The following is a 13,053-nucleotide window of genomic DNA, read 5'->3' on the forward strand; positions in this document are numbered from 1 at the left end:
TGTGGATTAAGGATAATTAGATTTGATTTTTGAGGATTTCTTCTTCTGTAGTCGGAATGATGAAATAAAATTCAGAACCTTCATCCGGCACACTGTTTACACCTATAGCGCCGCCATGGCGGTTTATGATTTCTGAACAGATGTATAAGCCAATCCCCAGACCGTTAAACCGGTTGCTGTTTTCTTCTACCCGATAAAATTTATCAAAAATCTTTTGCTGCTGTTCTTTTGAAATACCGATCCCAAAATCTTTTACAGCCACGTAAAGTTTCTCATCTTTAATATTCACGGTTACATTAACCTGGTCGGTTCCGGGAGCATATTTTATGGCATTGGTAATAAAATTGATCACCACCTGTTCCAGCCGCATTTCATCACCAAAAATCATTTCATCGGTTTGGCCCAGTTTGCTGATTTTAAAGTCGGGATTAGACTGCTGCAACATCTCAATGGCATTATTTACCATATTATCTGCACAAAAAGGTTTCATATTAAACTTCATCTTTCCGCTTTCGATTTTCGAGATATCGAGCAGATCGACAATTAATTCGTTCAACTTTTCGAGCTGGATACTGGCTTTTTCGAGATGGTTTTGCGCAACAGCTTTATCATCCCTCTTAAGGCTCCTTTGCAGGAGCTGGATATAGCCCTTTACACTGGTTAAAGGTGTTTTTAGTTCGTGGCTGGCAATACTAATGAATTCGTCTTTTTTATGTTCGGCCTGCTTTCTGAATTCAATTTCTTCAAGCAGCTTTTCCTGCACCTCATTAAGCTTTCTATTCTGTTCGTAAATACGGTAAAACGTTTTTATTTTCAGGAGCAGGACATTAATATCAACCGGCTTGGTAATATAATCCAATCCGCCGCTAAGATATCCCTTTGTAATGAATTTTAACTCTGTATTTACGGCCGAGAGAAATATGATGGCCGTATCTTTTGCCTTGCTAAAACCCGAAATAGCTTCAGCTACCTCGAAGCCGTCCATATCTGGCATCTGCACATCTAAAATAATCAGGACATAGTTGTTTTTTAAAACTTTTTTAAGCGCCTCCTCACCAGATGATGCGGTATCAACCTCAAAATTGTGTGCCTGGAGTACTTTCTGTAAGGAGATCAGGTTTTCTGGCCTGTCATCAACTATAAGGATCATCTTGATTAAAAAAAATAAGAAGCCGGGATAATTATGTTTGGTTTAAAGATAAAATCTGTATAACTGTAAACAAACAGCCAGGTTTTAAAAAAGTTTTAATTTTTTACAAATTATTTGAATTAAAGGTATCGCCCTGTTTTATATCTCCTGTTTCGAAACCCTTTTTAAACCAATACACCCGCTGGGCAGAGGTACCGTGGGTAAAAGAATCAGGCTTCACTTCGCCGGTAGCCTGTTTTTGCAATTTATCATCGCCAATGGCATTGGCGGCAGTTAGTGCTTCTTCTATATCGCCCTCTTCCAATTTAAAATCTTTAAGGTTTTGAGCATGATGTGCCCAAAGTCCGGCAAAGAAATCGGCCTGCAATTCTAATTTTACCGATAAGCGGTTATACTCCTTTTCGCTAACCTGGCCACGCGCCTGGTCTAGTTTCTCCGAAATCCCCAATAAATTCTGAACGTGATGGCCAACCTCATGCGCAATTACATAAGCTTGTGCAAAATCTCCGGCAGCGCCAAAACGGTTCTTTAAATCATCGTAAAATGATAAATCGATATACACTTTATGGTCGCCCGGGCAATAAAATGGTCCAACATTAGCGCTGGCATTTCCGCAGGCTGTTTGCACTGCATCTCTAAACAACCTAAGCTTAGGATATTCATATTGCCTGCCCATTGTCTGAAATTCTTTATCCCACACCTGCTCTGTTGATTCTAACACACCTGCTACAAACTGTGCCTGTGGATCGTTTGCAGGCACACCCTGCTTAACTTCTTCAGTACCTGTGGTAGCGGGAATCTGGCCCACCAAGCCGGTTAGATCTTTACCAAAAATCAGGCCTAGCACCACAATTATGATACCTACACCACCGCCGAGGATGGTTTTTCCTCCTCCGCCACTCCTGCCGTCTTCTACATTATTACTGCCTTTACCAAACCATTGCATAGTCTATCTTTTAGTTTTCTGAATAAACCTTAATTGTGGGCGAATTGTTATGCTAAAGTATAAATTATTTTTTTGATTATCCTTTGGGGTTGTGGCGATAACAGAAGTCCGCTTTCTAGATTGGGACAAAGTAACTGGTTTTATCTAATAGACATCGCCAGGTTGCTGTAGAATAAAAAAAAAAAAGAAGTCAAGTTTCAAAAAACTCGACTTCTCTGGATACACCTAAAAATATTATGCGTTATGCGTTAAAAACTGCTATCGCTTTAGCTATTCTTGCCTGAGTTTCGGCCACGCCCAACAATACTGCAATATCAAAAACGCCCGGACCAAATTTACCGCCCACCAACATAATACGGAATGGAAGCATCAATTCTCCCGGTTTAAAGCCTTTTTCTTCAGCAAGGGCTTTAAAGGCTGCTTCTGCAGAGCCGGCATCTGTTAAGGTTAAACCTGCAGCGAAACTATTAAAGAACTCAGCCTTTTCAGCTGTCCATTTAGGTTTAACTGAATTCACATCATATTCTGCAGGTGAAACAAAGAAGTAACCGCTCTGCGCTAAAAAATCAGGCAATAAAGTACAGCGATCTTTAATCAGGTCGATAATAGTATGTAAAAAAGCATCATCTTTAATTTCAATACCTGCATTTTTGAGCTCCGTTTTTACGCTTGGCGCTAAGCGTTCAGCGTTCTCCGCTTTAATCCACTCATGGTTATACCATTTCGCTTTTTCAAAATCGAATTTAGCGCCTGCTTTACTAATTCTTTCTATCGAGAATTTTTCTTCCAGTTCTTTTAACGAAAATAGTTCCTGATCCGTACCATCATTCCAGCCTAAAAGGGCCAGCATATTAATGAAAGCTTCGGGCATAAAACCCATTTCTTTAAATCCCCTGGTTACATCACCGGTTTTAGGATCGGTCCAGTTCATGGCATAAACCGGGAAACCCAAGCGGTCCCCATCGCGTTTGCTTAATTTTCCATGTCCATCTGGCTTTAAGATCAAAGGCAAGTGTGCCCATTGCGGCATATCGGTTTCCCAACCTAAATATTTCCAAAGCAGGATATGTACCGGTGCAGAAGGTAACCATTCTTCTCCCCTAAAAGCATGACTGATTTCCATTGCCTTATCATCAACCACAACGGCCAGGTGATAGGTTGGCATTCCATCAGCTTTTAACAAAACTTTATCATCAACCAAAGCCGTTTCGAAACTTACGTCACCACGGATCAAATCATTAAAATGTACTATTTCATCACCTGGCACCTTAATGCGGATAACATGCGGTGTTTTAGCAGCCAATAACTCTTCAACTTCACTTACGGTAAGGGTTAAAGAATTACGCATCTGCATGCGTGTGGCCTGCCCATACTGGAAATTTGGAATCTCTTTGCGTTTGGCATCCAAATCTTCAGGGGTATCAAAAGCGTAGTAGGCATAACCATCACTGATCAACTGTTCTGCAAATTTGCGGTAGCTGGCTTTGCGTTCGCTTTGGCGGTACGGTCCATAAACCCCTGGATGATCTGGGCTTTCGTCTGGTGTAATGCCGCACCAATTCAAACAGTTTACAATATATTGTTCTGCGCCTTCCACAAAGCGGTTTTGATCGGTATCTTCTACTCTCAGTACAAAAGTTCCATTATTTTTTTTGGCAAACAAATAATTAAACAGGGCAGTGCGCACACCGCCTAAATGCAAACCTCCGGTTGGGCTTGGGGCAAATCTTACTCTAACTTTCTTATCCATGATTAAGCAAAGAGCAGGGAGTTATTAGCTTAGAGCCATGGTGCAATCCATGCTCAAAGCGCAACGCACTATGCTCAGTACAAAGATATGTTTTTTCTGTTTTTTTCGTTTTGTTATTGTAATTTGGCTAGCTAAAGCATGAATCCTTATCAAAAGAAACGCCGCTGGAAGTTTTTCCTTCTCATTTTTGCCATCTTAATTGGCATTGCTTCAGTGTTTTATACTGATTCTTTTGTAAAAAAAATGGAACGTGAAGAGGCAAACCAGTTTCACCTTTGGGTAAGGATCCAGGAACGGGCCATGTTTCTTTATGATAATGATGATTACCGCGATGTGGTAGAAACCGTTAGAAAAAACACAAAAACCCCTGTAATCATGATTGATTCTGCCGGAATGATTACTTCTTTTTTTGGTTTAGACAGTACTAAAACCAATTACCCTGTTGCAGATACCAAACTTACTTACGATAGTTTATATTTCGTCCGCCAGTTAAGGCAAATGAAAGCCCAGCATCCGCCTGACGAAATGAATATTTTTGGCCGGAAATTCAAGGCTTACTACCGCGACTCGTTCATTCTAACTCAGCTGAGGTATTTTCCATACATCCAGATGGGTGTTATCTTTCTTTTTCTTTTAACTGCTTATGCTGCATTCAGTTCTGCACGGAAAGACGAACAGGATCATGTTTGGGTAGGTTTGGCCAAGGAAACGGCACACCAGTTGGGTACACCGATATCATCGCTTATGGCCTGGACCGAACTGATGAAATCTAAATTTGATGCAGAAGATGATCCGCTGATTGCTGAAATGGAAAACGACATTAAGCGATTGGAAATCATAACCGATCGTTTCTCCAAAATCGGCTCAAAACCTATACTTGAAGACCATACCGTTTACATCGTAGTGAGTGATTTTATCCGTTATTTCAAAGTACGTACATCAGATAAGGTTAAATTTAGCATTACCGGCGATGAACAGGTACGGGCCATGTTGAACGTTCCATTGTTTGATTGGGTAATTGAGAATCTGCTTAAAAATGCTGCGAACGCCATTGAAAATGAAGGTTCAATTTCCATCAACATTGTAGAAAATTTAGCCAAAGAGCAGGTTTTTATCGATGTAAGCGATACCGGAAAAGGTATACCAAGGTCTAAGTTCGATGCGGTTTTTCAACCTGGTTATACCACCCGAAAACGTGGCTGGGGCCTGGGTTTATCGCTCACCAAACGGATTGTGGAAAATTACCACAGTGGCGAAATTTTTGTAAAAGAATCTGAACTGGGCAAAGGCACCACTTTTAGAATAATATTAAAAAGCAGCTTAAGATATGAACCGACCACAGCCTAATGAATATCCCGCCTGGGGCGAAACCTACATCAGTAAAGTTAATGGTGATATTTTCGAGATTTTAAGCGATCAGACCAAAAGCCTTCCGGCTTTGTTTAGGGCAAACTCCGATAAAGCTGATTATGCTTACGCCGAAGGTAAGTGGACGCTCAAAGAAATGTTAGGCCATATTATTGATACTGAACGCGTTTTTGCTTACCGCATTACCTGTTTTGCACGGAAAGAACAGCAGCCTTTACCAGGTTTCGAAGAAGATGACTATGTGCTGAATGCCCGCTTTGCCCAACGTGATCTGGAAGACCTGATCGAAGAGTTTATCACACTGCGTAAAGCTAACTTATATCTTTTTAAATCTTTGAACGAAGAAGAACTGAACAGAAAAGGTATTGCCTCAGGCAGGGAAATTAATGTAAAATCGATTTTGTTTATTGCCGGTGGCCACATTATCCACCATATTTCTATTTTAAAAGAACGTTACCATGTGGTTTAAAAACTTTACAGTTGATGAGCTGAACAGCCGTCCGAAAAATCATTTAGGCGGACTGCTCGATATCCGCTTTACCGAAATCGGCGAAGACTTTATTACCGGAACCATGCCCGTTGATGAACGTACACACCAGCCTGCCGGCATTTTACATGGTGGCGCCTCGGTGGTTTTGGCAGAAACGCTGGGCAGTATTGCGTCGTATATGTGCATTAACCCTGATAAATACGTTGCTGTTGGCTTAGAAGTAAATGCCAACCATTTACGGCCGGTAAAAAACGGTTTGGTTAAAGGCATTTGCAAACCCCTGCATATAGGAGCCAAAACCCACGTTTGGGAGATAAAAATTTACGATGAGCGTGGTAAAATGAACTGCATTAGCAGGCTAACCGTAGCGATTATTAATAAACCGCAATAGGAAAGCAGCTAACTGCCGGCGGTTTCCCTTTGATATGGATTTAGTTACCTTTCAATTAAATGCATGATCGCCAGGCGCGCTATATTTTCGGTAAGTAAGGTTGGCGAATTACAATCACAGTTGGTAAGCCCAACCACATAAATATCTTCACCAGGCACATAAACACCCATGCTTTTGAACCCAAATATACTTCCGCCATGTGCGGCTACCGGCAAACCTTCCAACTCCTTTAGGTGCCAGCCATAACCATAATTAAATAATGTACCGTTATTTAATTTATAGGGCGAAAAGGCCTTATTTGTTTCTGCTGTATTTAACAGTTTATTTTGACTCAGTGCATTTTGCCATTTCAACAGATCGGCCAGCGTAGACATTAAAGACCCCGATGCGAAGGGTACGCTAAAATTAATCACCGTTTTGTTTACATAAGCATTTTCTTTCTTCTGGTATCCATAAGCGCGGTTTTTGATAATCTGCCTATCGCTGGCGTAATAGGAATGGCTCATACCAAGCTGATCAAAAATGTGATGCTGAACAAAATCTGCATATCGTTCACCAGAAATGAGTTCAATTAGGTAGCCTAGCAATACATAGCCCGAATTATTGTACTCAAAACGCTCGCCTGGAGCAAAGTCAACAGGCTCATCCTTAAAAAAATCGACCATCATTTTAGGTGTCATTTCCCTTTGGGCAATACTGACAAGCGACTTCATTTTGGTAAAATCTTTAATTCCCGAAGTATGGGTAAGTAAATGGTGTATCGTAATTTTATTTCCAGCTGGATAATCAGGTATGTATTTTGAAATGGAATCGCTTACCTTTAATTTACCCTGTTGCTCCAAAAGCAGCACCGATATTGCCGTAAACTGTTTGGTCATAGAGCCCAATTGGAAAACATCTTCAGGAGCCAGGTCTACCCCAAGTTCAATATTGGCTTTGCCAAAAGCTTTTTGATAAAGAACTTTTCCTTTCTGAGCAACCATAAATACACCTCCGGGTCCCTGCTGATCGGTTATTACCCTCTTGATCAGACTATCAATCTGACCATTCAGCTTTTGGGCATTTGTCGCTACAGGCCAGAACATGCAGGAGGTTAGTATGGATAAAAGGCCACACAGTACCCTGATATTTTTTCTTTTCACGATTAAAATTGACTAGAATTTATCTTTTTCAATCGCTTTCTTCTCCACCACAAAAGAAATAATCAAACCTAAGCCGCCAAAAACACCCAGGCAGCCAAAATAAACCGCTACAGCCTGCGAGGTTTCTGCATCTGTCATCTCGCCGCTAAACATATTTCTTACTAGTGTAAGGGCCACGAGCAGGCCAATACCTAAGCCTACAAGCAACAAACCGAACTTTAAACTCAAATAAGGTTTAGGTGCCGATTTACCGACCCCAGGATTGATTCCACGCTCAATCATGGCCATTTTCTCCTTGTTTGATAAATAACGGATTCCAAATACCATGGCAAATCCGCCTAAAAAAGTGAGATGGGAACTAATATACCGCTCATAATGATAATTTTTAATATGTTAATAGGATATTATTTAAACCGAACCGTGTTCTGTGTATTATGACTACATGATTTTTAATCAGGTTACACTATAGGTTAAAAAAAGTCAATCAGCAGATCTTTATTATTACCAAACCTAAGGCAGCAAACTTAGAAACATTTCTATTTTTGTAATAAATCTTCTTATTTTGATTGAACAACTCAGAGATATACCACTTTTTAGCGCTTTAAGTAATGATGCTTGGGTCGAGCTCAGCCATCACATGGCGTGCGTCCAATATCCTAAAGGTACCACAATCATTTATGCTGATAAAGTAGAACCATATTTTTATATACTTCAAAATGGCATTGCCCGGGCCTATAGTGATGGCGAAAACCAACAGATTACCTTTTGGTTTGGCGAAAGCGGTTCGGTTCTTTTTTCGTTCAACAGTTATATCAACAATAGTCCCGGTTATGAGAATATCGAACTTTTAACCAATAGCACACTAATCAGGATTAAACTTGCCGATCTCTTTATGCTCTACAGGCAAAACATCGAGATAGCCAATTGGGGCCGAAAAATTGCCGAACAGGAACTCATTGCAACGGAAAGGAGACTCATAGACCGGGCTTTTAAAGGCGCTGCTGCACGTTACCATGAATTTGCAGCACAATCTCCAGAACTGATTAAAAGAGTGGCCTTAAAACATATTGCTTCCTATCTGGGTGTAACGCAGGTGACATTGAGCCGAATAAGGGCGGCACATCAATGATTTTTTAACATTTGTAAAATGTTGCCTGCTCAACGCGATTTAAATTTGCAGAAACACATTTATCATGAACTGGATAATTCTCATTATTGCCGGCCTTTTTGAGGTTGGCTTTACTACCTGCCTTAAATTATCGAACAATTTTTCGAGTATAAAATGGAGCGCAGCTTTTTTTATCTGTATAACCTTAAGTTTTTTATTGCTCAATAAAGCAAGCCAAACTTTACCCATGGGAACAGCCTATGCCGTTTGGACCGGTATTGGTGCTGTAGGAACGGTCATCATCGGGATTTTATACTTCAATGAACCCGCAACCTTTTGGCGGATATTTTTTATCTGCACCCTTATTGGATCCATTGCCGGGTTAAAATTTTTCGCCTCGCATTAGCAGACAGCTCAACTTCCGGAGTTTATCTGGCAAGCGCACAAACAAATTTCCCAAGTTTCACCGTATGATTATCTTTTTGGAGCGCATTGATTGTGCAATAAATAACGTAATTCCCGTGTTCCGCTTGTACGCTTCGGCTTCGTACCTCAGCCTGCAGGGTACCGCTGCACCCAGGGCTAATTGGCAAAGACAGGATTTCATTTTTGAGGTTTCGAGGTGCAGAAACACTGTTCCTAAACCTGATGGCAGCGGCAGCCCCGAAGAATGAGGGCTACAGCGAACAGCAGGGCTGCAATCCCCAATAAAATACTGCCCTTTCGTTTCCATAAAAAAAAGACTATTTTGATTATTTGTCTCAACCCAAAGATATAAATCTCTTTAATCATGTTTCACGTGTAACCTGATCATCCTTTGTGTAGTCTCACTACTAAACATGGAGCAAAACACTACAGATTTAGCGCTGATCCAAAAAGTATTGAACGGTGAAACCGATCAATATGCTTTATTGGTGAAACGCCATCAGCGGTTTGTGTTTACGCTTGCTTTAAGGTTTTTAAAAAACAGGGAAGATGCTGAAGAGGTTGCACAGGATTGCTTTGTAAAAGCCTATAAAGCTCTGGGTACTTTTAAACAAACGGCTAAATTTAGCACCTGGCTGTACACCATTACTTACACCACGGCCATGACTTTCTTAAGGAAAAACCGGTTAGATACCACTTCAATAGATGATGAAAGCGCCGTTTTGCAACTCGAAAATCAGATCTCTGCCTTTAGTGCAAATGGGTACGAGAAGCAAGACAGCCATGCTTTTTTAAATATGGCCATTACACAGCTCTTACCGGATGATGTCGCCATTATTACCCTATTTTATAAGGGCGAGCAGAGTTTGGAAGAAATTGGCGAAACGTTACACATGGAACCTAATACCATAAAGGTAAAATTGCATAGGGCCAGGCAGCGACTTAAAGAAAAATTACAATATTTGTTAAAAGATGAAGTAAAGGAGTTACTATGAATACGATAGAACAACAGCTTTGGGATTATATTGATGGGAGGCTCAACGAATCTTCAAAAAAAGCCATTGAAGAGAAAATTGAATCCAATGCCGGGATTAAGGCGCAGTATGAGGGGCTGCTAAAACTTAATTCGGCTTTTAATGCACTCGATCTTGATGAGCCTTCCATGTCTTTTACCAGAAATGTGATGGAAAGTATTGCCCTGGCGCCGGCACCCGTGGCCATGAAAACCAAGGTGGATAAAAAGATAATTTACGGTATTGGCGGCTTTTTCATCCTATCTTTGCTATCCCTATTGGGTTATGTAATTTACAACTCTACGCTAAGTATGCCTAAATTTGGATTTAACCCTAATTTAAACTTTAGGGTAGATCAATATATTACGCCAACTGTACTGTATAGCTTTCTATTTTTTGATCTGGTGGTAGGACTGGTATTTCTTGACCTGTTTTTAAGGAAAAAAGTTGCTCATAAGTAAGATAGCTTTACAGCGTTCCCGCAGGTCAGAATGATTTACGCAGACTTATGTTCATCTGCACCTTTCGCGGAATATGAGGGAACTCATCAAGTTAAATGTTAACCCAAAGTTTTCAAAATCTCCAACCCCATTGGCCAATCTCCAAATCCCGAGGCAGCATTAATATGTCCGGCATTACCAATATTGATAAATTCACTGCCCCAATTTTCGGCAAAAAACCCAGCTCTTTCTAATGTTACCCACTCATCATTTGAACTGGCTACAACAATACTTTTAAAATTGATTTTAGCTAAAGGTACATGGTCAAAACCGACTGTATCAAAAGTATAACGCGGCGCTTCCAAATCGCTGGGCGCAACCAATAAGGCACCTTTTATCTTCTTTTGGTATTCCTTCGCCCAATTTGCAATTGCTGTGCAACCTAAACTATGACCAATTAAAATTACATTGTCCAAATCATAGCCAACAAGTGCTTGTTCAATCGTTTCAATCCACTCTCTACTGGCCGGTTTATCCCATTCCAATTGATTAATACGGATAAAATGATCTCCGGATTTTTCAAAATGCGTCTGCCAATGATCGGGGCCTGAATTACCCAGGCCAGGAACAATAAAGTAATGGTTCATTGGGTACACTATGAATCCGCGTAAAAATGAAATAAAAAAGGCCGCCATCGCAAGAAAGCAGCCTCATGTGTAAATATGATAAATAAATTAAATTACTTTCACATTAACGGCATTTAAGCCTTTTTTACCGTTGGCAACTTCGTATTGTACTTTGTCGTTTTCACGGATTTCGTCGATAAGACCTGTTGAATGAACAAAAATTTCGCTATCGCCATTCGCAGGGATGATAAAGCCAAAACCTTTAGTTACATTGAAGAATTTTACTGTGCCTTCTTGCATTGTATTAAATATTAAAAATTAAGTATGCAAGGTAAGTTTTAATTTTTAAAATCAAAATAAAATCTTAACATTTTTTAACATTAATTTTTTGTAAACAACAGATTACTAAGGCCTTTTATTTCGCTTTCCCAATCATGGTCAAAGTAATTTCGCTATTATGCGGAATCTCCAATGTTGTTCCCGGAGCAACATTAAAAAGGTTTCTGACATAGATATCGGCTATCCCCTGCGCTACCTTTTTTTTAGCCTCAGCATTTTCAGGAAGCACGTTATAAACCGTTTTTACATGTATTCCTCCCTGAAAATCAACAATAGCCGAAACCTGGTAAGCAAAATCCTTATAAGCGCGATCTATCCTGATAATATATTGTGGAAACATGTAATCGTAAGCCTCGGTTCTGTTATTCGTCCGGTCTACCGTACTGATTTTTTCAACCCTCGCAATTTTGCTTTTAGGGATAAACTGAACCGGATCTGTAGCGGCAAAAGCCCTGTCACTACTGGCATTAACTTCGGCCGAACGTTTCTCTATAAAAGCGGTGTCGGCTTTGCTCGGTTTTTGCAGTTCTTCGGCTTTCGTTTTTAATTTATTTTTTATATAATCCTGAGCGTAAAAAGTCATGTTTACATCAGAACGGACATCCGTGGCAATCACCTTTCCATCTACCTGTATCCTTTGAAAAACCAAACTGTCTTTACTGATGTGCTTCACTTTAAAAAATTCTGCTGCGAAATTATATACATTGGCGTGGTCGTACTGCAGGTAAAAATTCTGCATCCTTTTTTTCTGTGGGCTCCATGCAGCCATCGTGTCTTCTTTTACCACTTCAATAATCCATGATGGCTTTTGCATAAAACCTTCCCGATTGAAAGAATATCCATCTTTAAAACGCCGCTTTACTTCAACATAACGAATGCCCTTTACAGGTTCGAAAGTAAAATCCCTTAAGGTTGGATTGCTGGTTTTAGCGCCATAATTACAGGCAGAAAGCATCAGTACAAAAAAGATAGGGTATATGGTATTTTTAAACATGTCGACGAAAATATTGAGCTAAAATAGGTTTTTTTAACCAGAGGCGAACAGCATTATCAGAAGGGCAACGTTATCTATTGCCTTGTTTTTTCACCAGGATGACATTGGCAACCTTACGTTGCCCTTCGTGATCCCATTTTTTATTATCGGTTGGGTAGTTAATCACTCCATGATCAGGCATTCCATTAACCCACAAGGTAGTTGAACCGCCACCATCAAAATTTAGGGCACTTGTACAGCCTAACCAACGCATCAGTTTGGTTAGCTCGAACAAATTCATGCCCGCAGCATGATCATTTCTTCCATCAACGGTCAACAAAATCACCCTCCCGTTTGCCTTTATCCCAAGGCAGCTACGCGGATGACGCAAACGACTGAAACTGGTCGTATCCAAGGTTTCATCAATATTATTTAAAGTTAGTAAAGGTCCGTTCAACATCATATCATTGGCGGTCAGCTTTGTTTCCCAGTCTGTTGTCCTATCCCACTTTTTAATCGAAATTTTTCCATTTTCAATTACAACTGCTGCTTCCTGATGCCTGGCCCTATTACCATTCTTATCTAAGTGGTTTGTGTTGATGGTTTTTCCGTTAACACGGACAAAATCTACAGCACCTCCGTTTTTTACATCAAAAAAATTGCCGTTTATCGCTGCTATTGCCTTATCCCTTAACCCAAAATTGCTGGTGGTAAGCAACTCTCTTTCTTCTGCCCCAATAGCAAAAACGGCCCTACGACCTGTATTTTTAATTTCTAAAAATGAAATATTCTGGTTTGCCGCAAAAAGATTTTTATGATCAAAGTGATGTCTGAATAAAACCACCTGCCGGGCGATTCTGCTTTTATGCCATTTGGTTTTAACAACGGTAA

17 protein-coding genes are annotated in these 13,053 nt (G+C 40.3%); 8 read left to right on the plus strand and 9 right to left on the minus strand.

From position 1 onward, the window contains the following. Positions 1-16: 16 nt before the first annotated feature. From DV942_RS12725 to gltX, 3 genes are all read right to left on the minus strand, one after another. Positions 17-1,150: a sensor histidine kinase gene (locus tag DV942_RS12725; RefSeq protein WP_145857990.1), complete on the minus strand. Its 1,134-nt coding sequence runs from the start codon at positions 1,148-1,150 to the stop codon at positions 17-19. Positions 1,151-1,253: 103 nt separating this feature from the next. Then, a complete protein-coding gene (ypfJ, locus tag DV942_RS12730; protein ID WP_145857992.1) occupies positions 1,254-2,096 on the minus strand; it encodes a KPN_02809 family neutral zinc metallopeptidase in 843 nt (280 codons plus the stop codon). A 241-nt stretch (positions 2,097-2,337) separates the two neighbouring features. Next, entirely contained in the window at positions 2,338-3,846 is a 1,509-nt protein-coding gene (gene gltX, locus DV942_RS12735; protein WP_145857995.1) for a glutamate--tRNA ligase, read from the minus strand. A 138-nt stretch (positions 3,847-3,984) separates the two neighbouring features. On the opposite strand from gltX, the gene DV942_RS12740 reads away from it, so the two are divergent. From DV942_RS12740 to DV942_RS12750, 3 genes are read left to right on the plus strand one after another with little or no spacing between them, the layout of a single operon-like run. Continuing rightward, entirely contained in the window at positions 3,985-5,193 is a 1,209-nt protein-coding gene (locus DV942_RS12740; RefSeq protein WP_090983482.1) for a sensor histidine kinase, read from the plus strand. Further along, positions 5,174-5,683: a DinB family protein gene (locus DV942_RS12745; RefSeq protein WP_145857997.1), complete on the plus strand. Its 510-nt coding sequence runs from the start codon at positions 5,174-5,176 to the stop codon at positions 5,681-5,683. Before DV942_RS12740 ends, DV942_RS12745 begins: the two co-directional genes overlap by 20 nt. Continuing rightward, the gene (locus tag DV942_RS12750) at positions 5,673-6,095 is read left to right on the plus strand and encodes a hotdog fold thioesterase (RefSeq protein WP_145857999.1); all 423 of its coding nucleotides are present in this window, start codon (positions 5,673-5,675) and stop codon (positions 6,093-6,095) included. Before DV942_RS12745 ends, DV942_RS12750 begins: the two co-directional genes overlap by 11 nt. Positions 6,096-6,139: 44 nt before the next feature. On the opposite strand, the gene DV942_RS12755 is transcribed toward DV942_RS12750, so the two are convergent. Both DV942_RS12755 and DV942_RS12760 read right to left on the minus strand, forming a co-directional pair. Beyond that, positions 6,140-7,237 carry a serine hydrolase domain-containing protein gene (locus DV942_RS12755; protein WP_244950684.1) on the minus strand — a complete coding sequence of 366 codons (1,098 nt, stop codon included), beginning with the start codon at positions 7,235-7,237 and terminating at the stop codon, positions 6,140-6,142. A 12-nt stretch (positions 7,238-7,249) separates the two neighbouring features. Next, positions 7,250-7,564 carry a DUF6249 domain-containing protein gene (locus DV942_RS12760; RefSeq protein WP_145858001.1) on the minus strand — a complete coding sequence of 105 codons (315 nt, stop codon included), beginning with the start codon at positions 7,562-7,564 and terminating at the stop codon, positions 7,250-7,252. A gap of 235 nt (positions 7,565-7,799) precedes the next feature. Between DV942_RS12760 and DV942_RS12765 the strand changes: the two genes are divergently transcribed. The 5 genes from DV942_RS12765 (at position 7,800) to DV942_RS12785 (ending at position 10,245) form a co-directional block, all read left to right on the plus strand. Beyond that, entirely contained in the window at positions 7,800-8,366 is a 567-nt protein-coding gene (locus DV942_RS12765) for a Crp/Fnr family transcriptional regulator (protein ID WP_145858003.1), read from the plus strand. 64 nt (positions 8,367-8,430) lie between these two features. Next, on the plus strand, positions 8,431-8,751 hold the full coding sequence (locus DV942_RS12770; RefSeq protein ID WP_145858005.1) for a DMT family transporter: 321 nt from the start codon (positions 8,431-8,433) through the stop codon (positions 8,749-8,751). A 64-nt stretch (positions 8,752-8,815) separates the two neighbouring features. Next, positions 8,816-9,019 (plus strand): hypothetical protein, encoded by a 204-nt coding sequence (locus tag DV942_RS12775; protein WP_145858007.1) that lies wholly within the window; start codon positions 8,816-8,818, stop codon positions 9,017-9,019. A 165-nt stretch (positions 9,020-9,184) separates the two neighbouring features. Further along, complete coding sequence (locus DV942_RS12780) at positions 9,185-9,766, plus strand: RNA polymerase sigma factor (RefSeq protein WP_145858009.1); 582 nt, start codon at positions 9,185-9,187, stop codon at positions 9,764-9,766. Beyond that, positions 9,763-10,245, plus strand: a complete 483-nt coding sequence (locus DV942_RS12785; protein WP_145858011.1) for an anti-sigma factor family protein — start codon at positions 9,763-9,765, stop codon at positions 10,243-10,245. Before DV942_RS12780 ends, DV942_RS12785 begins: the two co-directional genes overlap by 4 nt. A gap of 98 nt (positions 10,246-10,343) precedes the next feature. Here the strand turns inward: DV942_RS12785 and DV942_RS12790 are convergent, their stop codons facing one another. The 4 genes from DV942_RS12790 to DV942_RS12805 form a co-directional block, all read right to left on the minus strand. Then, positions 10,344-10,871: an RBBP9/YdeN family alpha/beta hydrolase gene (locus tag DV942_RS12790; RefSeq protein WP_145858013.1), complete on the minus strand. Its 528-nt coding sequence runs from the start codon at positions 10,869-10,871 to the stop codon at positions 10,344-10,346. An 87-nt stretch (positions 10,872-10,958) separates the two neighbouring features. Continuing rightward, positions 10,959-11,150, minus strand: coding sequence for a cold-shock protein (locus tag DV942_RS12795; protein WP_010599196.1), 192 nt, complete (start codon positions 11,148-11,150; stop codon positions 10,959-10,961). A 115-nt stretch (positions 11,151-11,265) separates the two neighbouring features. Further along, on the minus strand, positions 11,266-12,183 hold the full coding sequence (locus DV942_RS12800; RefSeq protein ID WP_145858015.1) for a hypothetical protein: 918 nt from the start codon (positions 12,181-12,183) through the stop codon (positions 11,266-11,268). Between the two features lie 70 nt (positions 12,184-12,253). Continuing rightward, positions 12,254-13,006 (minus strand): phosphodiester glycosidase family protein, encoded by a 753-nt coding sequence (locus DV942_RS12805; protein WP_244950685.1) that lies wholly within the window; start codon positions 13,004-13,006, stop codon positions 12,254-12,256. Positions 13,007-13,053: the final 47 nt, after the last annotated feature.

The organism is Pedobacter suwonensis (assembly GCF_007833675.1).
GTDB lineage: Bacteria > Bacteroidota > Bacteroidia > Sphingobacteriales > Sphingobacteriaceae > Pedobacter > Pedobacter suwonensis.